Origin of the sequence: Rhodococcus shunpengi, assembly GCF_048381395.1 — a bacterium.
In the GTDB taxonomy this organism is placed as follows: domain Bacteria; phylum Actinomycetota; class Actinomycetes; order Mycobacteriales; family Mycobacteriaceae; genus Rhodococcus.
Genome location: NZ_JBLWIU010000012.1, coordinates 668110 through 688833, shown reverse-complemented (window position 1 = coordinate 688833; position 20724 = coordinate 668110). Strand labels below are relative to the sequence as shown.

The 20724-nt window shown below is 66.9% G+C and carries 21 protein-coding genes and 1 tRNA gene; 12 read left to right on the top strand and 10 right to left on the bottom strand.

Annotated features, from left to right (window positions below; translation table 11 throughout):
- Positions 1 to 27: 27 nt before the first annotated feature.
- Both fabG and ACNJ7K_RS08455 read right to left on the bottom strand, forming a co-directional pair.
- A complete protein-coding gene (gene fabG / locus ACNJ7K_RS08460) occupies positions 28 to 786 on the bottom strand; it encodes a 3-oxoacyl-ACP reductase FabG (RefSeq protein ID WP_159417290.1) in 759 nt (252 codons plus the stop codon).
- Positions 787 to 818: 32 nt separating this feature from the next.
- Entirely contained in the window at positions 819 to 1580 is a 762-nt protein-coding gene (locus ACNJ7K_RS08455) for an SDR family NAD(P)-dependent oxidoreductase (protein WP_085470412.1), read from the bottom strand.
- A gap of 291 nt (positions 1581 to 1871) precedes the next feature.
- Between ACNJ7K_RS08455 and ACNJ7K_RS08450 the strand changes: the two genes are divergently transcribed.
- The 7 genes from ACNJ7K_RS08450 (at position 1872) to ACNJ7K_RS08420 (ending at position 7156) form a co-directional block, all read left to right on the top strand.
- On the top strand, positions 1872 to 2474 hold the full coding sequence (locus tag ACNJ7K_RS08450) for a TetR/AcrR family transcriptional regulator (RefSeq protein WP_085470413.1): 603 nt from the start codon (positions 1872 to 1874) through the stop codon (positions 2472 to 2474).
- 103 nt (positions 2475 to 2577) lie between these two features.
- Positions 2578 to 3861 (top strand): PPE domain-containing protein, encoded by a 1284-nt coding sequence (locus ACNJ7K_RS08445; RefSeq protein ID WP_487041477.1) that lies wholly within the window; start codon positions 2578 to 2580, stop codon positions 3859 to 3861.
- A 5-nt stretch (positions 3862 to 3866) separates the two neighbouring features.
- Positions 3867 to 4610 (top strand): ESX secretion-associated protein EspG, encoded by a 744-nt coding sequence (locus tag ACNJ7K_RS08440; protein WP_487041476.1) that lies wholly within the window; start codon positions 3867 to 3869, stop codon positions 4608 to 4610.
- 37 nt (positions 4611 to 4647) lie between these two features.
- Positions 4648 to 5121: a DUF309 domain-containing protein gene (locus tag ACNJ7K_RS08435; protein ID WP_059382714.1), complete on the top strand. Its 474-nt coding sequence runs from the start codon at positions 4648 to 4650 to the stop codon at positions 5119 to 5121.
- A complete protein-coding gene (locus ACNJ7K_RS08430) occupies positions 5121 to 5741 on the top strand; it encodes an LON peptidase substrate-binding domain-containing protein (protein WP_487041475.1) in 621 nt (206 codons plus the stop codon). The genes ACNJ7K_RS08435 and ACNJ7K_RS08430 overlap by 1 nt, the downstream gene beginning before the upstream one ends.
- A 102-nt stretch (positions 5742 to 5843) precedes the next feature.
- The gene (locus ACNJ7K_RS08425) at positions 5844 to 6326 is read left to right on the top strand and encodes a nuclear transport factor 2 family protein (RefSeq protein ID WP_487041474.1); all 483 of its coding nucleotides are present in this window, start codon (positions 5844 to 5846) and stop codon (positions 6324 to 6326) included.
- A complete protein-coding gene (locus tag ACNJ7K_RS08420) occupies positions 6326 to 7156 on the top strand; it encodes an SDR family NAD(P)-dependent oxidoreductase (protein WP_487041473.1) in 831 nt (276 codons plus the stop codon). Before ACNJ7K_RS08425 ends, ACNJ7K_RS08420 begins: the two co-directional genes overlap by 1 nt.
- On the opposite strand, the gene ACNJ7K_RS08415 is transcribed toward ACNJ7K_RS08420, so the two are convergent.
- The 6 genes from ACNJ7K_RS08415 to ACNJ7K_RS08390 all read right to left on the bottom strand — a co-directional run bounded on the left by ACNJ7K_RS08415 (position 7118) and on the right by ACNJ7K_RS08390 (position 14163).
- On the bottom strand, positions 7118 to 8152 hold the full coding sequence (locus tag ACNJ7K_RS08415; RefSeq protein ID WP_487041472.1) for an ABC transporter ATP-binding protein: 1035 nt from the start codon (positions 8150 to 8152) through the stop codon (positions 7118 to 7120). The genes ACNJ7K_RS08420 and ACNJ7K_RS08415 overlap by 39 nt on opposite strands.
- Positions 8149 to 9135, bottom strand: coding sequence for an ABC transporter ATP-binding protein (locus ACNJ7K_RS08410; protein WP_487041471.1), 987 nt, complete (start codon positions 9133 to 9135; stop codon positions 8149 to 8151). The genes ACNJ7K_RS08415 and ACNJ7K_RS08410 overlap by 4 nt, the downstream gene beginning before the upstream one ends.
- Positions 9132 to 10037 carry an ABC transporter permease gene (locus ACNJ7K_RS08405; protein ID WP_159417283.1) on the bottom strand — a complete coding sequence of 302 codons (906 nt, stop codon included), beginning with the start codon at positions 10035 to 10037 and terminating at the stop codon, positions 9132 to 9134. Before ACNJ7K_RS08405 ends, ACNJ7K_RS08410 begins: the two co-directional genes overlap by 4 nt.
- Positions 10034 to 10981 (bottom strand): ABC transporter permease, encoded by a 948-nt coding sequence (locus ACNJ7K_RS08400; protein ID WP_016695867.1) that lies wholly within the window; start codon positions 10979 to 10981, stop codon positions 10034 to 10036. The genes ACNJ7K_RS08405 and ACNJ7K_RS08400 overlap by 4 nt, the downstream gene beginning before the upstream one ends.
- 66 nt (positions 10982 to 11047) lie before the next feature.
- Entirely contained in the window at positions 11048 to 12586 is a 1539-nt protein-coding gene (locus ACNJ7K_RS08395) for an ABC transporter substrate-binding protein (protein ID WP_487041470.1), read from the bottom strand.
- Positions 12587 to 12618: 32 nt separating this feature from the next.
- Positions 12619 to 14163 (bottom strand): ABC transporter substrate-binding protein, encoded by a 1545-nt coding sequence (locus ACNJ7K_RS08390; protein WP_487041469.1) that lies wholly within the window; start codon positions 14161 to 14163, stop codon positions 12619 to 12621.
- Between the two features lie 280 nt (positions 14164 to 14443).
- Between ACNJ7K_RS08390 and ACNJ7K_RS08385 the strand changes: the two genes are divergently transcribed.
- Positions 14444 to 14520, top strand: a tRNA-Met gene (locus tag ACNJ7K_RS08385).
- Between the two features lie 130 nt (positions 14521 to 14650).
- Entirely contained in the window at positions 14651 to 15781 is a 1131-nt protein-coding gene (locus ACNJ7K_RS08380; RefSeq protein ID WP_230790030.1) for an AI-2E family transporter, read from the top strand.
- Positions 15782 to 15842: 61 nt separating this feature from the next.
- Here the strand turns inward: ACNJ7K_RS08380 and ACNJ7K_RS08375 are convergent, their stop codons facing one another.
- Together ACNJ7K_RS08375 and ACNJ7K_RS08370 are read right to left on the bottom strand one after the other, a co-directional pair.
- Positions 15843 to 16490 (bottom strand): CoA transferase subunit B, encoded by a 648-nt coding sequence (locus ACNJ7K_RS08375; protein ID WP_159417281.1) that lies wholly within the window; start codon positions 16488 to 16490, stop codon positions 15843 to 15845.
- On the bottom strand, positions 16487 to 17233 hold the full coding sequence (locus ACNJ7K_RS08370) for a CoA transferase subunit A (protein ID WP_016695872.1): 747 nt from the start codon (positions 17231 to 17233) through the stop codon (positions 16487 to 16489). The genes ACNJ7K_RS08375 and ACNJ7K_RS08370 overlap by 4 nt, the downstream gene beginning before the upstream one ends.
- A gap of 154 nt (positions 17234 to 17387) precedes the next feature.
- On the opposite strand from ACNJ7K_RS08370, the gene pcaB reads away from it, so the two are divergent.
- From pcaB to ACNJ7K_RS08355, 3 genes are read left to right on the top strand one after another with little or no spacing between them, the layout of a single operon-like run.
- Positions 17388 to 18737 (top strand): 3-carboxy-cis,cis-muconate cycloisomerase, encoded by a 1350-nt coding sequence (gene pcaB, locus ACNJ7K_RS08365; protein ID WP_159417280.1) that lies wholly within the window; start codon positions 17388 to 17390, stop codon positions 18735 to 18737.
- Positions 18734 to 19906, top strand: coding sequence for a bifunctional 3-oxoadipate enol-lactonase/4-carboxymuconolactone decarboxylase PcaDC (gene pcaDC, locus ACNJ7K_RS08360; protein ID WP_487041468.1), 1173 nt, complete (start codon positions 18734 to 18736; stop codon positions 19904 to 19906). The genes pcaB and pcaDC overlap by 4 nt, the downstream gene beginning before the upstream one ends.
- Positions 19903 to 20724, top strand: coding sequence for an IclR family transcriptional regulator (locus ACNJ7K_RS08355; protein WP_159417278.1), 822 nt, complete (start codon positions 19903 to 19905; stop codon positions 20722 to 20724). Before pcaDC ends, ACNJ7K_RS08355 begins: the two co-directional genes overlap by 4 nt.

Sequence of the window (20724 nt, the reverse complement as noted above, 5' to 3'; positions counted from 1 at the left end):
GCGGCGCCGCGGACGTATGGAAGAGGATCAGGCCTTCGGGCCACCGGCCACGTAGATGACCTGACCGGACACGAAGCCCGCACCCTCGGACGCGAGGAACGATGCGGTGTGGGCGATGTCGTCGACCTCGCCGATACGGCCGACCGGGATGTTGGACGCGATGTTCGACTTGAAGTCGTCGAACGACAGGCCGAGACGCTCGGCGGTCGCGGCGGTCATCTCGGTGGCGATGAAGCCCGGCGCGATGGCGTTGGCAGTGACGCCGAACTTGCCCAGCTCGATCGCGAGGGTCTTCGTGAAGCCCTGCATGCCGGCCTTGGCAGCGGAGTAGTTGACCTGGCCACGGTTGCCGAGAGCCGACGTGCTGGAGAGGTTGACGATGCGGCCGAACTTGGCGTCGACCATGTAGCTCTGGACGGCACGCGTCATGAGGAAGGCGCCGCGCAGGTGCACGTTCATGACGGCGTCCCAGTCCTCGACCGTCATCTTGAACAGCAGGTTGTCGCGGGTGATGCCGGCGTTGTTGATCAGTACGGTGGGTTCGCCGAGCTCGGTGGCGACCTTCTCGACGGCAGCGGCGACGGACTTCTCGTCGGAGACATCGGCGCCCACGGCGAGCGCCTTGCCGCCGGCGGACTCGATGGCCGAAACGGTGTCCTTGCAGGCGGATTCGTCGAGGTCGAGGACGGCGACCTGGTAGCCGTCGCCGGCGAGCCGCTTGGCGACGGCTGCGCCGATGCCGCGTGCGGCTCCGGTGACGAGGGCAGTGCGGGGCTGTGTGCTCATAGCGTTCCTCCGTAGGGGGATGGGTGGTGCCGTCAGGTGATGGTGAGTCCGCCGTCCACGGCGATTGTCTGACCGGTGACGTAGGCGGCGGCGTCGGACGCCAGCCAGACCGCGGTGGCCGCGATCTCCTCGGCATCCCCGGTCCGGCCGAGGATGATTCGCTGCTTCATCGAGTCGAGGTAGCCGGGCTGGTACTCGTCCGTCATCTCCGTGTGGAAGAAGCCGGGTGCGATGGCGTTGACGCGGATTCCCTTGCGCGCTCCCCACTGCTGGGCCAGGTCGCGCGTGAGGCCGATGACGCCCGCCTTGCTGGCCGAGTACGCGGCCTGCGGCAGGCCGGCCGTGGTGAGACCGAGGACCGACGAGATGTTGACGATCGAGCTACCGGGTTGCATCACACGGCCGACGGCCTGTGCCGCCCAATAGGATCCGTTCAGGTTGATGTCGATGACCTGACGGAACTGCTCGGGGGTCTCCTTGGTGGCGGGGACGGCGGTGCCGATACCGGCATTGTTGATGAGGATGTCCACCCGGCCGAGTTGCTCGACCGCCCGGTCGACCATGCGCTGCGCCTGTTCGGGATCCGCGATGTCGGTCTCGACCGTGACGGCCTGCCGTCCGGCCTCCCGGACCAGCTCGGCGGTCTTCTCGAGGCGGTCGACGCGGCGTGCGGCGAGCACGACGTCGGCTCCTGCTTCGGCCAGCCCTCGGGCGAATGCGACACCGAGGCCCGAAGAGGCACCGGTGACGATGGCAACGCGGCCGTCGAGACGGAAGCGGTCGAGCACGGACATACGTCATCTCCTCGCTGTGACGGGGCCTACAGGAACTGTATAGCCGACCGTCTTCTCATCCACCAAACAGCCTGTATCCAATTTGATTGGACAGCACTGCCTTTCAGAGCCTGGCCCTATTCCTCTCTTCGGCGGATCCTATGCGGCCGCAGGCGTTGCAGCACGGAGAGAACCCCGCGCCGCACCCACCGTTACCAAGTCGATAAGCACTGGCTTATTTCTAAGCGCTCGCTTATCGTGCGATGCCGTAGCGGACTTGTCAACACAACCGGACAGAACGGAAGTGCCCTCGTGAGTGATACATGGGACGACGTCGTCGGCGGATCCAAGGCCGCTGCTCGCATCCGCACGGCCGCGATAGAGGAGTTCGCGGAACACGGCTACGGCGGCACCACGACGCGCCGGATCACTGCGCGACTCGGCATGAGTCCCGCCGCGATGTATCCGCACTACGCGTCCAAGGAAGAGCTGCTCTTCGCCATCGCCTACGAGGGCCACGCCCTCGCCCTGCAGGTTGTCGAGAACGCCGACCGCCCCGATTCCGAACCGTCCGACCGGCTCGCCTCCGTCATCGGACGCTTCGCCGCCTGGCAAGCGGAGAACCACCGGTGGAGCCGCGTGATCCAGTACGAACTGGCCGCGCTCGACCGCGACCACTACCGCACGATCGTCGGACTACGACGGCAGATCACGCAGGTCGTGCGGGGTGTCGTGGACGCCGGCCACGTCTCGGGCGAGTTCACCCTTCCGGACGCCGAAGGTGTCACTCTCGCCCTGATGTCGCTCTGCGTCGACGTCTGTCGCTGGTATCCCTCGGGCCGCTACGACGACGCCGCGACGATCAGCGACCTGTATGCCGATCTTGCCCTGCGTCTGGTCGGTGCCGTGCGTTAGCATCGTCGCCACCATCTGATCGGGGGGATCTACGTGGGCAGGGGGATATTGCGCCGCCGTCGGCTCCTCGAGACGCGAGAGCATCGAGGGGGAGCTGTCGTCCATGTCCACGAATGACAACGTCGTCGACCGACTACTGGTGTCGCTCGGGGTCGACGCCCCGGTCCCCGATTCCGTCTCCCGCCGGCAGTCCAACTACGACACGCTCGCCGCGCGCATCGACGCGGGAGTCGATCCCGAATACATCGCAGCGTTCGAGAACTTCCACGGCATGGAGCATGCCGACATCCACCGGCTCGCCCAGAGCATCAATCCCGTCGCGATGACCACCCTGGCCACCGAATGGGCCGAACTCGGAAAGGGTTTCAGCCTCACCGTCGCGTGGGGAACGCTGATGATCCGCAAACTCATCGGCCAGCACTGGGAGGGTCCGGCGGCCGAGGCCGCGATGGACGCGACGGTGCGATTCGGCGAATCCGCCCAACAGTTGTCCGATGCTGCACGCGCGACGTCCGAGAAACTCCGCATCGCCGCCGACGTCGGCGAGCGGGTGCGAGCGTCCGTGCCTCCACCCACGGTGAACACGTCGTCGGTCCTGTACGCGCTCGATCCCGTCGCGGGTACTGCCGCCGCCCGGCAGGAAGAGGCCGTTCGCGCCCAGGCCGTGCGGGTGATGGAAGCCCTCTACAAGCCGTACTACCGCGATTCCGGCACGGCGGTTCCGGTCCTGCCCTCCCCGTATGCCGCCACCACGAGCCGTGCCACCGAGACATTCGTTCCTCAGGGCTACGGCACACCGGGTGTCGGCGGCGCCCGGACCGCCGGCGACCCGACGGCAATCCCGGGCGGGGACGGAGAACATCCGGCTGGGCAGACCGCCACGGAAGCGGAGAACCGTACGGGCGCTCCGACGCCCGGCGAAAGCATGGACGGCCGGCCGGAAGGTTCGGATTCGGCAGGTAGGGCGGTCTCGAACGATCCTGCTGCGACCACTCCTGCATCCACCTCCCCGGCAGCGAGCGGCGCCCTGGGAAGCCCGACCGGTCAGTCGTATGGCTCACCTTCCTCTGGATCGGGTGCAGGTGTCGGAGGTGGCCTACCGGGCGCCGGTGGCGTCGGGTCGGCCGGTGGCGCATCGCCCGCGGCGGGTCCCGCTCCGCTCGTCGCGGGAGCCGCACCCACCGGCGGTGCTGCCGGCCAGTCCGGCGCCGCCGCGACTCGCGGTGCCGGTGTGCGCCCGTTCGGCATGATGCCCGGCATGGCACCCGCCTCGTCCCGCGGCGACGAGCAGGACAAACGGGCGGCCGGTTATCTCGTCACCGGTGAGAACGGGAACGAACTGATCGGGTCGTTGCCCGACACCGCTCCGCCGGTTCTGGGGGCCTGAGCGCTGTGGACCGGTATCTGACACCCGATCGATTCCTGGCGTCGTGGACTGCTGCGGGTGGCGACGAGTTCCCCTTCCCTCTGCGCTATCGCACCTCGGCGATGTGGGAGGACGAGCACGCCGCGAACCTGCAGGCCGCTCGCGCGTGGCTGCACGAGACTCCCGACCCCGCCCTCGACGACGCGATGCGGATCCTGCTGACCGGGGAGGTCGCGGTGGAGGTCTACGGCCGCTCCACCGATCCGAACTGCGAGGTCTTCGTCCGTGCCGCCGCGACCGGCGAGGAGGCCGTCCTTGCCCATCAGGCTCCCGGCGCGGGCGACATCCGCATCACCACGACCACCGATCTCGCGGGTGCGATCGTCGGACACCTGCGGGTCGTGGCGGCGGGCCGCGAACCGGCACGCACCGCGCCGAGCCGGGATGTGCTCGAGCCGGCCGAGTTCGGCGCTGTCCGTCGTCCGGCGGGTGGCACGTACGCAGAGTCGTTGCGCCGGTTGCTGCGTCGCGAACGCTCGGCCACCGGCAGCATCCGCATCCTGCGGTACTCGAATCCGGGGTACGCGCCCGTCGCCGACATCGGCTGGTTCGACGTCGTGGGCGACGGCCGGTACCTCTTCCTCCCTGGCCCTGACCTCCGCGTCGCGCCGGGCACCGTCGACGCATTCGTCCGGGAACTGTCGGCGCAGCTGTCCCGGGTGCGCAAGCCGCCGCACGAGGATCGGAGCGGCGTCCTGCGACGGCAGTGATCCCTTCCCGAACCGGCCGTTCGTCTAGGCTGGCGACATGACGGACCGGGACCGCACACCCGACGGCAGGCCGCAGAACGCGCGTCCGCGCGACGCCCTGGGGCGTCCGTTGCCGCCGGGCGAAGAAGGCGTCGAACGTGTTCCCGAAGACATCGATCTGGATGTCGAGGAGACCATCGCCGAAGGTCAGCGTCTCCTCGACCACGGTTTTCCGTTCCACGCCCACGAGGTCTTCGAGGCGATGTGGAAGAAGGCACCACCCGAGGAACGTCCCCTCTGGCAGGGCCTCGCCCAGCTCGCCGTGGGGCTGACCCACCTGCTCCGGGGCAACCCCACCGGCGCAGCGTCGCTGCTGAAGCAGGGACAGGCGCGGGTGCGGCACTACGAGGACGAACCGCCCTACCGGCTCGACATCGACGGCCTCGCGAGCTGGGCCGATCATCTGCTCACCGAGATCGCTCGCGACGAACCGATCCCCGCTCCCCCGACCCCGCGCCTGAGGATGCCCTGATGCCGACACTGCCCATGTTCCCGCTCGGCACCGCGCTGCTTCCCGGATCCGACCTTCCGTTGCGCATCTTCGAGCCGAGATATCAGCAGCTCGTCCAGGACTGCACGGCATCACCGGACGGCCCTCTCTTCGGGGTCGTCCTCATCGCCCGAGGACACGAAGTGGGCGGAGGCGAGCAGCGACACGACGTCGGCACCGTCGCGCGGATCATGGTCGACACCGAGGTCGGTGCGGGTCGTCGCGAACTCGAATGCATTGCAGAGGAGCGTATTCGCGTCACCCGATGGCTGCCCGACGATCCCTACCCCCTCGCCGAGGTGGAGCCCTGGCCCGACACCGATTCGGGGCCGGTGGATTTCGCCGCGATCACCGGACCGATGGGCCGGCTGTACGGGGTGCTCGACCGCCTCACGGGCGGCCGGGCCCCGCTGCCTCCCGCCACCACCGAACTACCGGAGGATCCGGGGGCGCGACTGTTCGCGCTCGCCCGGTACGTGCCGATGGGGGAAGCGGACCGCTATGCGGTTCTCGCCGCGCCGGGTCCGGCCGAACGCATGGCCGTGCTGCTCGAAGCGATCTCCACCGCAGTCGATCTCGCGGAATGGAAGTTGAAGGGCTGAGACGCGTGCGCCCGCCCGGTGAGTGGGAGTATCGCTCTTCTGGTCCCATGGTTGCGGGCTAGGGTCCGGGACACCGTTCGTCCCCGACCGGAAGGCACCCTGATGGACACCGTCGAACAACGGTTGGCCCGGCTCGAAGCTCTCGAAGAGATCAGGATGCTCAAGCATCGCTACTTCCGGGCGTGCGATGCCAAGGACCCGGACGCGATGCGCAGGTGCTTCGTCGCGCAGGGCGCCGACATCTACTACGGACCGGCGCTGGGTAGCTTCGACGACGCCGACGCCCTGGTCGACATCTACTCCCGGATCGCTCTCGAACGGGTCGACGACCGCTACGTCGTGCTCGACATGCATCACGGCATGCATCCGAGCATTCACCTGACCGGGCCCGACACCGCGACCGGCGCCTGGACGCTGCGGTTCCGGCAGGTGGATCTGCGTGCGCGCACCGAACGGGTCACCGCGCTCGACTACGACGACGACTACGTGGTCGAGAACGGTGAATGGAAGATCTCCCGCTGCCACGTGAAGGTGCTGTGGTCGATCCAGCGGGCTCTCACCGACGACGTGGAAGTGGTGCAGTGATGGCAGAAGCAAAGGTCGCGCTGGTCACCGGCGCGAGTCGCAGCGTGGGCAAGGGCATCGCGTGCGCGCTCGGCTCCGACGGCTGGACCGTCTACGTCACCGCCCGCGGTCCCGTCGGTGTCGACGGACCACTCGACCGCACCGCGGCGGAGGTCACCGAACGCGGCGGACGAGGTATCGCCGTGCAGTGCGACCACCGCGACGACGCACAGATTCACGGGCTGTTCCGCCGGATCGCCGACGAGCAGGACTCCCGCCTCGACCTGCTCGTCAACAACGTGTGGGCGTCACCGCCGGGGTTCGCGGGATTCTCCGAGCCGTTCTGGAAACGCCCGATCAGCGACTGGGACAGTCTGATCGGCGTCGGTCTCCGCGCGCACTACGTCGCCTCCGCCGAGGCCGCGCAGCTGATGGTGCCGCGCAACAACGGGATGATCGTCAACATCTCGTCGTTCGGCACCCGCGGGTACCTGCATTCGGTGCTGTACGGCATGTCGAAGGCCGGCCTGGACAAGATGGCCGCCGACATGGCCGTCGAACTCCGGGGTACCGGGGTGACCACCCTGTCGCTGTGGCCGGGACTGGTGAAGAACGAAGCCATGCTCGCCCGAGGCATCGACAACTTCGAGGGCTTCTCGTTGGCCAACGCCGAGACACCGGAGTTCATCGGACGGGTGATCGTCGCGCTCGCAGCCGACCCCGAGGTGAACGCGCGCAGCGGCCGCACCCTCATCACCGCCGAGACCGCACTCGACTACGGCATCGTGGACGTCGAAGGCAACCAACCCGATTCACACCGGGACATCTTCGGGGGCGGGCCGTTGTTCTGATGGGTGCACGTGGCAGGCGACCTGTCCCCCTCCTGCCACTTCTGTGACAGCCGGTCGACTCTCCCGGCACACCGGCATGACCAGTGGGCAACGGGTGCTGAAGGCGCACCCTGTCGGCGGGTTCGCCGGATCGGGCAGTTCTCCACTCAGGCGAATGCGCTCTCGGCGGCGTTGCCGTGCCGGGTCCGGGACGGGGACCGCGGACAGCAATGCTTGCGTGTACGGATGCGCCGGTTCGGTGAACAGACGTTCCGTCGGTCCCCATTCGACGATTCGCCCGAGATACATCACGGCCGTGGTGTGGGCGATGTGACGCACCACCGCCAGATCGTGCGCTATGAACAGGTAGGCGATGCCCAGTTCCGCGGAGAGCTGTTCGAGCAGCGCGATGACCTGATTCTGCGTCGAGACGTCGAGCGCGCTGACGGCCTCGTCCGCGATCACCAACTTCGGTTCCACGGCGATGGCACGCGCGATGGCGATGCGCTGGCGCTGTCCACCGGAGAACTCGTAGGGATACCGATCGGCGTGCTCCGCGCGCAAACCGACCTGCTCGAGCAGCCGACCGACCTTGCGGCGTCGGTCGTCATCGGAGAGATCGGTATGTACTTGCAGGGGCTCGGCGATCGCATCCCCGACCGTGTGCGAGGGATCCAACGAGGAATAGGGATCCTGGAAGACCATCTGCATATGGCGTCTGGCGGTGCGGAGTTCACTTCTGCTCAGTGCGGTCACGTCTACACCGTCGAGCACGACGGATCCCTGAGCGACATCGACGAGCCGCAGGATTCCACGGGCCGTCGTCGACTTGCCCGAACCCGACTCACCGACCAAGGCGAACGTCTCACCAGGGAAGATGTCGAAATCGACCTCATCCACGGCGCGTACTATCTGCTTCCGGCGCGCCGTTCGGCGACCGACGGGAAACTCCACGCGCAGCCCACGCACCGTCAGCAATGGTTGCTTCGTCTCGACGGCGGTGAGTTCGACGGTCATCGGTTTCCCTCCAGCATCAGATCGGTCACCCGTGCACAGCGAGACATGCGCTCGCTCTCAAGCACGTGAAGCGGTATCACGGCATCGCATTCGTCGCGGCGATGCGCACAGCGTGGTCCGAAGCGGCACCCCCTCGGCATCGATCCGGGTGCGGGCGGAGCGCCGGGGATGGTGTGCAGATCGCTGCGTCCGTCGATGGTCGGGACCGACCGCAGCAGACCTTGTGTGTACGGGTGCTTCGGAGCCGCGAACAGTTCTTCGGTGCGGGCCTTCTCGACCACCTGTCCGGCATACATGACCACCACCTCGGTGCACAGATCGGCCACCACCCCGAGATCGTGTGTCACGAACAGCACGCCCATCTCGAACCGTTCTGCCATGTCCCTGATCAGATCGAGCACCTGAGCCTGGATGGTGACGTCGAGTGCCGTTGTGGGTTCGTCCGCGATGAGGAGGGACGGTTCACACGCGAGCGCCATCGCGATCATGACCCTCTGACGCATACCGCCCGAGAACTCGTGCGGGTATTGACGCACTCGGCGGGTCGCATTCGGGATACCGACGAGGTCGAGCACCTCTACGGCGCGCGCCAGTGCCGCCTTCCGGTTCACGCCTCGGTGTCGCCGCACCACTTCGGAGATCTGGTCCCCGACCGTGAAGACCGGGTTCAGACTCGTCATCGGTTCCTGGAAGATCATCGCGATGTCGTTGCCGCGTACGTCCGCGAGTTCGCGTTCCGGCATCGTCAGCAGATCACGTCCGCGGAACCGGATACCTCCGGAGACGATGCGGGACTGATTCGCCGGCAACAGTCGTAGGACGGACGAACAGGTGACGGATTTGCCGGAGCCGGATTCACCGACGAGCCCGACGAGTTCGCCGGCCGCCACATCGAAGGAGACGTCCTGCAGGACCGATGTCCAGCCGGAGCCGGTCGCAAATTCGACGCCGAGGCCGTCGACGCGCAGCAATGGTTCGGTCATCGTTCACTCCGGTTCTCGCGGCCCACCGAGTCACGGATGCCGTCACCGAGGGTGTTGCAGGCCAGAACGGCCAGGATGATCACCAGGGCCGGAATCACCACCGGCCAGGCCGTGTAGTTCCACGCTTCGCGCCCTTCTGCGAGCATGCGACCCCAACTCGCCTCGGGCGGCTGGACACCCAACCCGAGAAAACTGAGCGACGACTCGGCGAGCAACGCGAACCCGCACGCCAGGCTGATCTGGACGATCAAAGGGGACAGCGTGTGCGGGAGTACATGCATGCGCACGATCCGCGCGGTCGGAGTGCCGATACTGCGGGAGGCCTCGATGAAGGTGCTCTCACGTACTCCGATCACAGCCCCGCGTACCACGCGGAAGAATCTGGGACCGAACACAATTCCGATCGCGATCATCGCGTTGGTGAGGTTGGTGCCCATCACGCCGACGATGGCCATCGCCAGCAGCAACGGGGGGAAGCTGAGAAAGGCATCGGCGACCCGCGAGAGGATCGTGTCCCACCAGCCGCCGAGGAACCCGGCGATCAGGGCAGGCACGACACCGATGAGCAGTCCGACCGACACCGAGATGAGCGCCGCCGAGACTGCGACACGCGCACCGTAGAGTAACCGGGACAGCGTGTCACGACCCAGATTGTCGGTGCCGAGCAGATATCCGTCGGACAACGGAGGCAGCCGGCGTGCGGTCAGCTCCTGCACGATCGGGTCGTGCGGAGCAATCAGAGGCGCAAGTAGTCCGAGAACCGCGATGAGGACGAGAAAGACGGCAGCGACCACGGCCCCCGGACGGTTCCGGAATCGGCGAAGGAACCTGTGACGTGGGGATTCGCCGACGGCTACGATCGTGTCGCCTGCCGGCTTCGTCGAGACGGTGATGTCGCTCATGCGGCGCTCCTTGTTCTCGGATTGAGGTAGCCGTAGGAGATGTCGACGAGCAGACTCATGATCACAGTGGCGAACACGCCGAAGATCACGACTCCTTGAATGGCGGGCAGGTCTCCGGAGAGCACCGATTGCACCGCGAAATCTCCGAGACCCTTGAGACCGAAGACGGACTCGATGACGGCTGTGCCGCCGAGCAGGAAGGCGATCTGCATGCCCAGGACGGTCGCCGTCGGGATGAATGCGTTCTTCAGAGCGTGCTTCCACAGGACACTGCGCCGGCTCAGTCCCTTCGCTGTGGCAGTACGAACGTAGTCCTGCTGCATCACTTCGATCATGGAACTACGCAATTGGCGTGCGATCTCGGCGGCCGCGGCCAACCCCAGGGCGATCGCCGGCAACAGCAGGTGGCTGAGCCACGGCCACAACCCCTTTGCGAGCGGGGTGTATCCGGTGGCCGGGAGGGCTCGCAGGGTCAGGGAGAAGACGAGCACGAGGAGCAGACCCAGGACGAAGTTGGGTGTAGCGACGCCGAGTGTCGACCCCACGCCGGTGGCACGGTCCTGCCAACTTCCGGGCCTGCTTCCTCCGATGATTCCTGCCGGAATACCCACGAGAAGTGCCACGACCACGGCCACCATCGCCAACGAGAACGTCACCGGCAGACGATCGACGATCATCTCCAGCACTGGGGCCTGGTACGTGAAACTCGTACCGAGATCGCCACGCACCAGTCCGAACAGGAAGTCGAAGTACTGCACGAGGACCGGCTGGTCGAGGCCGAGCTCCTCACGGACCGTCTCGATCTGCTGAGGTGTCGCCGACTCTCCGGCGATCCGGTGTGCCGGATCGCCGGGAATCAGGAAGATCAGACCGAAGGTGATGGCCGTGGCGATCATCAGCAACGGGACGACCGCCAGCAGCCGCTGTCCGATGAGTCGAAACATTCTGTGCTCCTTCGATTCATGATCCGTGTGCGATCACGGCCGCGAGGTTGTCCGTCGCGCCGTACGTCACGGGGCGGCCACGCCGACACCACGCCACTCGTCGACCACCCGATTGGGCTCGTAACCCGAGAGCCGATCCGATGCGACGGCACCGAGCTCGGCGAAGGCGATCGGCAGCATTGCCGCGTAATTCATCACCACGGCGTTCACCTCGCCGAGCAGCACCGAGCGCTCCTCGGGGTCGGTGGCGCGGTTGGCCGCTTCCATGGCTTCCCGGAATCCCGGAATCGCGTCACGGGAAGGGTTCTGGGGCGAATCCTGACCGTAGAAGGAGGTCAGCAGTAGCGAGGGGTCCGCGCGGCCGACGAGCGTGGTGAGAATGGCATCGAGCTCACCGCGATTGAACGCGGGGTTGAGGTCAGTCGGCGTCATGGACCGGATCTCCATGGTGATACCGACGCGCGCCAGTTGCTCCTGCAAGATCTGCCCGATCATCTGGTTTTCGGGAAGGTTGGAAACACCTGCTACGAAGGCGAATCCGTCCGGAACACCTGCTTCGTCGAGCAGCTGCTTCGCTTTGTCGGGATCGAAGGCGTATTGACCGTCGAGGGCCTCATTATGGGCGAAGTAGCCTGCCGGGAAGTTCTGGCTCGCGGGTTCACCGTGCCCCTCGAGCGCCGTCTCCACGACCGACTCCCGGTCCACTGCGTGGGCCAGCGCCTGTCGTACTTCGAGCTTGCCGAACTCGCTGCGAGTTCGGTTCAGGTTGAGCACGTAGTTGTTGAGGCTCGTCTGCACGTGCGTCTGCAGGCCCTGTTGTTCGGCGGGATCGAGCGACATCGGTGTCGCCATGGCGGCGTCGAGCTGGTCGGAGGCGACCGCGTTCACGCGGGTCTGCGGATCGGTCATGACGACCCACTCGAATTCCGCGGCTTGCACCGCTTCCCGATCCCAGTAGTCGTCGCGGGCGGCGAAGCGGTACTGGGCACCCGGCTGGGACTGGACCACGGTGTACCGGCCGGCGCCCGCGGGGTCGAGTACGAGTGCGGCGTCCTTGTCGGGAGTGCCGAAAGCATTGGGGTTGACGATCATTCCCGGAAGGTCCGACAACGTGAGAACGAGTTGCCCGCCCGGACCGTTCAGGCGGAGCGCTACGGTGTGTGCGTCGACCGCCTCCACAGACTCGACGCCCGCGAGCATCGCGGCCGTGATCGAGTCGGGCTCCAGTGCACGGCGCAGGTTCGCCACCACTGCAGGTGCGTCGAGCGGGGTTCCGTCCGCGAAGGTCACGTCCTGACGCAAGTTCAACGTCAGAGTGGATCCGTCCTCGGAGAACTCCCAGGATTCGGCGAGCCCGGGCACCGGATCCGCGTTCCGATCACGATGCACCAGTCGGTCGTAGACGAGATTCAGCATGGTCGAATCGCTGGTGATCCGCGTCTTGTGCGGATCGAAGGACGACGCACCGTACGTCGTGGCATAACGCAGGGTCGCCTGCGGGTCGATCTCTGCGGTGGCGTCGGTTGCTGCCGACGTTCCGCAGCCGGCGAGAAGCAGTGCGGTCGCGAAGGCAGCAACGACCGAGACCAGCGATCTACGAGACATGGGATTCCTTCGTTTCTGGGGTGGGCGGCCGGTCAGGAGGAAGCGATACCGACGCCACGCCATTCGTCGATCAACAGGTTCGTCTCGTATCCGACGACCTGGTCGGAGAGCGTCGATCCGAGTTCGAAGAAGACCAAGGGCACGGTGAGGACATTGTCCATGGCGGTCTTCGAGACCTCTCCGAGCTTGTCCCCTCGGGTCTGCAGGTCGGTCTCGCGGTTGGCGGAGTCGAGCGCCTCCTGGAAGCCCGGCGCAGTGGTACGGGAGGGGTTCTGAGGCGAATTCTCACCGTAGAGCGCGGACAGCAACAACGCCGGATCGGAACGACCGGTGAAGGTCGTGAGGAATGCGTCGGCGTCCCCTCGATAGAAGGTCGGTGACGCATCCGACGGGGGCAACGGTTCGAGTTTCATCTCGATGCCGACCTGTGCAAGTTGTTGTTGCACGATCTGCGCCACCTGCACGTTCTCTGGCAGATTCAGCAGGATGGCCGTGAACGAGAATCCTTCCGGCAGACCCGCATCGGACAGCAACTGTCGTGCCCGTTCGGGATCGTACGGATAGTCGTCGGCGAGATCCGGGTCGTACGCGAAGTAGTCCTCCGGGAAATTCTGCGTCGCCGCTTCGGCGTGACCCTCCATCGCTGTGTCCGCGATGGCCTGGCGGTCGATCGCGTGAGCGATGGCTTTGCGCACGTCGAGGTTGCCGAACTCGCTGCGCTTCCGGTTGAAGTTGAGCGCCATGTGGTCGAGCCGAAGTGCTGTCTCCACCCGAAGACCCTGCTGTTCGGCTGCGTCGATCGTCAACGGCGTGGTGATTGCGACATCGATGTCCCCTGCCGACACGGCGCCCAGACGCGCCTGCGGATCGGTCATCACGGTCCAGACGAAGGTTTCGGTGCCGATCGCGTCGGGGTCCCAATAATCAGCTCTGGCGGTGAACTCGTACTCGGCACCCGGTCGGGACTCCGCGAGGACGTAGCGCCCTGCACCGGCGGGTGTGAGCGCGAGTTGGGTGTCCTTCTCCGGACTTCCGAATGCGTCCGGGTCGACGATCATCCCAGCAAGGTCGGACAACGCCAGCACGTACTGCGCGCCCGGACCGTCGAAGGTCAGCACGACCGTGCGGTCGTCCGTTGCGTCGACCCCGACCACGCCGGCCAGCATGGGTGCCGTGATCGAGTCGGGCTCGAGAGCACGTCGGAGGTTGGCGACCACAGCATCGGCGCCGAGGGCGGCGCCACTGGAGAAAGCCAGCCCGTCACGCAGGTGGAGTGTCAGCGTGGTCTCGTCGATTTCCCACGACTCGGCGAGCCCTGGGATCGGTTGGCCGGCTGCGTCACGGTGGACGAGGCGGTCGTAGACCATGTTGAGCATGGTGGTGTCGCTCGTGATCCGCGTCTTGTGCGGATCGAACGACGAGACGCCGAAGACGGTGGCGTAGTGCAGCGGAAGCGCAGGATCACCGACTCCGGAGTTCTCGGTGGCGGTCGACCCGCATGCGGTGAGCAGCACCGCACAGGTCCCGATCACTGCACCCAATGCACGGATCGGCGACCTCCTCGACACAGCAGGCATGCCGCCCCTCTCTCGAAATTGTTCGTGCGGACCGGTTTCGAGGCAGCCGTGACACGGCGACCTGGTTACGGACCGAAACTATGGGCCTGTGACGCGGCACACTCCGCAGGTCCCGCTGATCGAGATCGGCGAACCGGAAGGGAGGCTTCGGAGTCGAATCGAGGGGGAGGTTGTGTGCGTCGAATTCGCGAAAGTCGCACACAACCTCCTCTCCGATTGGGTGGCCCGGGGGAGGGGTGGTCAGAGCACCCTCGGAAGTCGTGTATGGTTGGACATGCAACGCGGGGTGGAGCAGCTCGGTAGCTCGCTGGGCTCATAACCCAGAGGTCGCAGGTTCGAATCCTGTCCCCGCTACCACTGACCGGCCCGGACTCACACGAGTCCGGGCCGGTTCTTTTGTGTCTGCCCCTCGGTCTCGGTACCGCTCCCCCCGGCAGCGCCCACCGAGTACATTTCGCCACAGAGTCTCTGCAGAGCGGAGGGTGTGATGACCAAGCGCGCAACCGTCGCCGATCGTCCACGAACTCCCCGCTGGCTCCGGCCCACGATCGTCGGTGTTCTGCTGGCCGTCGCCTTCTATCAGATGTCGGGTTGGCTCTTCCACAACCTGAAGGGCTTCCTCGGCCTGCTGTTCCTGGCGTGGTTGTTCAGCATCACCATCGAACCGATCGTCGACCGCCTCGAGCGGTTCGGGATGCGTCGCGGGGCCGGGACCGGCCTCGTGCTGTTCTCCCTGATCCTGCTCACCGTCGGGTTCTTCGCGGTGTTCGGCACGCTCCTGTTCGAACAGATCGCTCAGTTGCTCACCACACTGCCGGACGCGCTCACGCGCATCACCGACTGGGCGAACCGCACCTTCGACACGAACTTCAAAACCGGGGACGAGCTGCTCAAGATCACTCCCGATACGCTTCGCGATCTCGCGCAACGCTTCACGCCCGGTGTCCTCGGTGTCCTCAGCACTCTGGTCGGTGCCCTGTTCCAGATCCTGACGATGCTGCTGTTCGTCTTCTACATGTCGGCCGAAGGGCCGAAGATGCGCCGGACGATCGCGAGCTGGTTCCCGGCCCGGCAGCAGCAGCTGATCGCGAACGTGTGGGAGACCTCGGTGGAGAAGGCCGGCGGCTACGTCGTCTCCCGATTGATCCTCGCCGCCGCCGCGTCGATCTTCACCGGAATCTTCTTCCTCATCATCGGGGTTCCGTACTGGCTGCCCCTCGCGATCTGGACCGGGGTGGTCTCGCAGTTCATCCCGACCCTCGGTACCTATCTGGCGATCGGGCTCCCCGCGCTCATCGCCGCGGTGCAGCATCCGCTCGACGGCGTGTGGGTGATCGCCTTCGGCACGGTCTATCAGCAGATCGAGAACTATGTGCTCCACCCGCGCATCACGGCCCGCACGGTGTCGATCCACCCGGCGGTGGCGTTCGGTTCGGTGATCGTCGGTGCCACACTGTTCGGCCCGGTGGGGGCGCTGGTGTCCGTGCCGGTGGTGGCGATCCTGCAGGCGCTCGCCGAGTCGTTCGGGCATCGCTACGAACTGATCCCGGAGGTGGGTGGGGAGGAACCGGAGCCCGACGCCCCGGAGCTCACGGCCGACAACGACGACTACGACTGAGGAACGAGAACGGGGCCGTACGCGAGATCTCCTCGCGCACGACCCCGTCGTCGATATCCGATCAGACGATCAGCTTCGCTGCCGTCGCTGCGACGACGTCCTCGGTGGTCACACCGGGCGCCGTCTCGACGAGCTTCAATCCCTCTTCGGTGACGTCGATGACCGCGAGGTCGGTGATGATGCGCTGCACGCATCCACGACCGGTGAGCGGCAGCGCGCACTCCTCGAGGATCTTCGGATCACCCTTCTTGGTGACGTGATCCATCATCACGATGACGCGCTTGGCGCCGTGGACGAGGTCCATCGCGCCACCCATGCCCTTGACCATCGCGCCGGGCACCATCCAGTTGGCGATGTCGCCCTTGGCGGAGACCTGCATCGCGCCGAGGACGGCGACGTCGATCTGGCCGCCGCGGATCATGCCGAACGACTGCGCCGAGTCGAAGTACGACGCACCGGGAATCGCGGTGATGGTCTCCTTGCCGGCGTTGATGAGCTCGGGGTCGAGTTCGTCCTCGGTCGGGTACGGGCCGACGCCGAGCACACCGTTCTCGGAGTGCAGGATGACCTCGACGCCGGGCTCGAGGTAGTTCGGCACGAGGGTGGGCATGCCGATTCCGAGGTTGACGTACTGGCCGTCCTCGAGTTCCTTGGCGACGCGTGCCGCCATCTCCTCGCGGGTCAGCCCCTTCTTCGTTGCCTGTGTCATGAGCGCACCGTCCGGTTCTCGATGCCGACCTCGACGGGGCCGACGTGTACGACACGCTGCACGTGGATGCCTGGCGTGTGGATTTCGTTGGGGTCGAGTTCGCCGGGTTCGACGAGGTGCTCGACCTGCGCGATCGTGATGCGACCCGAGGCGGCGGCCGGCGGGTTGAAGTTGCGGGCGCTCGCGCGGTAGACGAGGTTGCCGTGGCGGTCGCCCTTCCAGGCGTGTACGAGTGCGTAGTCGGCGACGATGCCGCGTTCGAGCACGTAGGTCTCGCCGTCGAACTCTCGGGTCTCCTTCGGCTGCGACGCGAGGGCGATGCCGCCGTGACCGTCGTAGCGCAGCGGAAGTCCACCCTCCTCGACGGCCGTGCCGACGCCGGCCGGGGTGAAGAAGGCGGGGATGCCCGCGCCACCGGCGCGCAGGCGCTCGGCGAGCGTGCCCTGCGGGGTGAGCTCGACTTCGAGTTCGCCGGCGAGGTACTGGCGTGCGAACTCCTTGTTGGAGCCGACGTACGACGAGATGGTGCGCCGGATGCGGCCCTTCTCGAGCAGCAGGCCGAGCCCGAAGCCGTCGGTACCGCAGTTGTTGCTGACGGTCTCGAGGTCGGTGGCGCCCTGTTCGAGCAACGCGTTGATGAGGATCTCGGGGATGCCGACCAGGCCGAACCCTCCGACGGCGATCGTGACGCCGTCGGGGATGTCGGCTACGGCCTCGGCGGCGGAGGCAACGACTTTGTCCATGTGTGCCACGATACCCTCAGGTGTACGTCATGTGAACTCCCGTCCGCAATGCGAACAAATCCGCGTAGGATCGTTGCGAGCGCAGAACTGCCGCACTAGCCTGTTCGCATAGCGTCCATCCGTCCACATAGCGAACGTTTCGGATCGGAGGTCCGTGTCCCCCTCATCCCCCGGCGTCGGATATCGGGGCCCGCTGTTCGATCCCGTCTTCGGCGCGGACGAACTCGGCGTCGCCCTGTCGGATCGCGCGTGGATCGGTGCCCTGCTCGACGTAGAGGTCGCACTGACCCGAGCGGCCGCCGCACTCGGCCGCGTCGAGAACACCCACGCCGACGCCGTCGCGGCAGCCGCGGCTTCCCTCGCCGAGGAACTCGATCCCGCCGACCTGGGTCGACGCTCCGCGGCGGGCGGCAACGCCGTCATCCCTCTGGTCTCCCTGTTGCGCGAGCGCGCCGACGCCCCCGCGCGGGCCGTGCACGTCGGCGCGACCAGCCAGGACGTGCTCGACACCGCGCTGATGCTGCTCGCCCGCCGCGCCGGAGGAATCGCCCTGGCAAACCTGCGCTCCGCGGCCGACGGCGCAGCCCGTCTCGCCGCCACCCATCGCGAGACACCGATGGTCGCGCGCACGCTCGGTCAGCAGGCGCTGCCCACCACCTTCGGTGCACTCGCAGCCGGCTGGCTCCTGTCCCTCGACGACGCCGTCGTCGAACTCGACCGCGTCCTGTCCACCCTGCCCGCCCAGTACGGCGGGGCCGCCGGCACGCTCGCCGCCGTCCATCCCGACGGTTTCGCGTTCGCCGACACCGTCGCCGATTTACTCGGACTCGTGCGTCCCGTCGCCCCGTGGCACACCGCCCGCACCCCCGTCACGACCCTCGCGAGCGCACTCGGTGTCGCCGCAGGCGCGGTCGCGAAGCCCGCCACCGACGTCGTACTCATGGCGAGCACCGAATTCGGTGAGGTGAGCGAGGATGCGCCCGGCGGGTCGTCGGCCATGCCGCACAAGCGCAATCCCGTCGCGGCGATCACCGCGCGTGCCGCCGCCCGGCGCGTTCCCGGTCTCGTCTCGACGATCCTGTCGTCGACCGACCACGAGTTCCAGCGCGCCGCCGGCGCCTGGCACGCCGAATGGGAGACGCTCGCCGACATCCTGCGCCTCACCGGCGGTGCCGCGCACCAGCTCTCGACGAGCCTGAACGGCCTGCACGTCCACACCGACGCGCTCGACCGCAATCTCGCCCTCACCGGCGGAGCGATCCTCGCCGAAAAGGTCACGGCCGCACTCGCCGAACACACCGACGACGCACGCTCGATCGTCACCGATGCGGCGGTCGCCGGCAGGTCGCTCGACGAGGATCCCGCCATCACCGACCATCTCGACCCGCAGGACGTGCGCGAACTTCTCGATCCCACGCGCTATCTCGGCCATGCCGCAGACATCGTCGACCGCGTTCTCGCCCGTCACGACAGCACGAACCGAACCACAGGAGATGCCCGATGACCGTCACGCTCAACTACGAACAGTACGGCGACCCCACGAAGCCGACCGTCCTGTTCCTCGGTTCGCTGGGTTCGGACCTGTCGATGTGGGGACCGCAGATCCACGCCCTGGCGACCGACTGGAACATCGTCGCGGCCGATCATCGCGGGCACGGCGCGTCCCCTGCCCCGTCCGGTCCCTACACGATCGAGGAGCTCGCCGGTGACGTCGTCGCCCTGCTCGACTCACTCGGACTCGACGCTGTGCACTACGTCGGCCTGTCGCTCGGCGGTGCCGTCGGACAATGGCTCGCCGCGCATCACCCCGAGCGCGTACACACGCTGACACTGCTGTGCACCTCGCCGGCCTTCCAGCCCGCCCAGCCCTGGTACGACCGGGCAGCATCCGTCCGCAACGACGGCTTGGCCTCCATCGCCGATTCGATCGTCTCGCGGTGGTTCACTCCCGAACTGGCCGAACACGATCCGGAGCTCGTCGCCCGCCACGTCGAGATGGTGAAGGGCACCACAGACGAGGGCTACGCCGCGTGCTGCGAGGCACTGGCGACCTGGGACGGCCGTCCCGACCTCGCCCGGATCGTCGCGCCCACGCTGGTGATCGCCGGTGAGCAGGATCCGGCCACCCCGCCGTCGACGATGCAGCAGCTGGCCGACGGGATCGCCGACTCGGACTTCCACGTCCTCTCCCCCGGCGCACACCTCGCCAATGTGGAACAGGCGGGACGGGTCACGAAGCTGATCCGCGAACACATCTCGTCGCGCGCCACGCCGTCCGCCGCGCACCGCACCGCGGTGTTAGAAGAGGGCCTGCGGGTGCGTCGTTCCGTCCTCGGCGACGCGCACGTCGACCGGTCCATCGAGTCGGCCACCGAATTCACCCGACCCTTCCAGGATTTCATCACCCGCACTGCGTGGGGCGACATCTGGGCACGCCCGGGTCTGGACCACCGCACCCGCCGGCTGCTGACCCTCGCGATCCTCACCGCGGTCGGCAACGAGCACGAACTCGACATGCACATCCGTGCCGCCCTGCGCGCCGGGATCGATCCCGACGATCTCGTCGAGGTCTTCCTGCACACCGCGGTCTACGCGGGTGTCCCCAACAGCAACCGGGCGTTCGCGCTCGGCAAGCAGGCACTCGCCGACACCGAGGGAGGCGCGGGCTCGTGAGCACTCCCGACCTCACCGCTCCCGAGGTCGTTCGCGAGAACCCTGGGGCGTCACCCGATTACGTACAATCGCTGGCGCGTGGCCTCTCGGTCATCAAGGCCTTCGGTGCGCACGCCCCGCGGCAGACGCTCTCCGACGTCGCCCGCGCGACCGGTCTCACCCGCGCCACCGCGCGTCGATTCCTGTTGACGCTCATCGAACTCGGTTACGTCCGCACCGACGGATCCCAGTTCTGGCTCACCCCACGGGTGCTCGAACTCGGCTACAGCTACCTGTCGGCATTGACGCTGCCGGAGGTCGCACGACCGCACCTCGAAGCGCTCGCCGAGAAGGTCAAGGAATCGACCTCGGTCTCGATGCTCGACGGCACCGACGTCGTCTACGTCGCGCGAGTTCCCGTCAGCCGCATCATGACCGTCACCATCACCCTCGGCACCCGCTTCCCCGCGTACGCGACCTCCATGGGACGCGTGTTGCTCGCCGGCCTCGACGACGACGAACTCGACGCCTACCTCGCACACGCCGAGTTCGCGCCCATCACCGGCAACACCGTCACCACCGCCGAGGAACTGCGTGCCGAGATCGCCACGGTGCGACGCAACGGATACTGCATCGTCGACCAGGAGCTCGAAGAGGGCCTGCGCTCGCTCGCCGCACCCATCCGCGACGCGTCGGGAACCGTTGTGGCGTCGGTGAACCTGTCGACCCACGCGGCCCGCTACCGGATGGAAACCGTGCACGACGAGCTCGTCCCGGCGTTGCTCGCCACCGCCGGAGCGATCTCCACGGATCTCGCCCGCACCCAGACCCACCAGTGA

Coding starts and splice junctions, on each gene's coding strand:
- fabG (WP_159417290.1), bottom strand. CDS start 786: ATGAGCACACAGCCCCGCACTGCCCTCGTCACCGGAGCCGCACGCGGC.
- ACNJ7K_RS08455 (WP_085470412.1), bottom strand. CDS start 1,580: ATGTCCGTGCTCGACCGCTTCCGTCTCGACGGCCGCGTTGCCATCGTC.
- ACNJ7K_RS08445 (WP_487041477.1), top strand. CDS start 2,578: ATGTCCACGAATGACAACGTCGTCGACCGACTACTGGTGTCGCTCGGG.
- ACNJ7K_RS08435 (WP_059382714.1), top strand. CDS start 4,648: ATGACGGACCGGGACCGCACACCCGACGGCAGGCCGCAGAACGCGCGT.
- ACNJ7K_RS08430 (WP_487041475.1), top strand. CDS start 5,121: ATGCCGACACTGCCCATGTTCCCGCTCGGCACCGCGCTGCTTCCCGGA.
- ACNJ7K_RS08425 (WP_487041474.1), top strand. CDS start 5,844: ATGGACACCGTCGAACAACGGTTGGCCCGGCTCGAAGCTCTCGAAGAG.
- ACNJ7K_RS08420 (WP_487041473.1), top strand. CDS start 6,326: ATGGCAGAAGCAAAGGTCGCGCTGGTCACCGGCGCGAGTCGCAGCGTG.
- ACNJ7K_RS08415 (WP_487041472.1), bottom strand. CDS start 8,152: ATGACCGTCGAACTCACCGCCGTCGAGACGAAGCAACCATTGCTGACG.
- ACNJ7K_RS08410 (WP_487041471.1), bottom strand. CDS start 9,135: ATGACCGAACCATTGCTGCGCGTCGACGGCCTCGGCGTCGAATTTGCG.
- ACNJ7K_RS08405 (WP_159417283.1), bottom strand. CDS start 10,037: ATGAGCGACATCACCGTCTCGACGAAGCCGGCAGGCGACACGATCGTA.
- ACNJ7K_RS08400 (WP_016695867.1), bottom strand. CDS start 10,981: ATGTTTCGACTCATCGGACAGCGGCTGCTGGCGGTCGTCCCGTTGCTG.
- ACNJ7K_RS08395 (WP_487041470.1), bottom strand. CDS start 12,586: ATGTCTCGTAGATCGCTGGTCTCGGTCGTTGCTGCCTTCGCGACCGCA.
- ACNJ7K_RS08390 (WP_487041469.1), bottom strand. CDS start 14,163: ATGCCTGCTGTGTCGAGGAGGTCGCCGATCCGTGCATTGGGTGCAGTG.
- ACNJ7K_RS08380 (WP_230790030.1), top strand. CDS start 14,651: ATGACCAAGCGCGCAACCGTCGCCGATCGTCCACGAACTCCCCGCTGG.
- ACNJ7K_RS08375 (WP_159417281.1), bottom strand. CDS start 16,490: ATGACACAGGCAACGAAGAAGGGGCTGACCCGCGAGGAGATGGCGGCA.
- ACNJ7K_RS08370 (WP_016695872.1), bottom strand. CDS start 17,233: ATGGACAAAGTCGTTGCCTCCGCCGCCGAGGCCGTAGCCGACATCCCC.
- pcaDC (WP_487041468.1), top strand. CDS start 18,734: ATGACCGTCACGCTCAACTACGAACAGTACGGCGACCCCACGAAGCCG.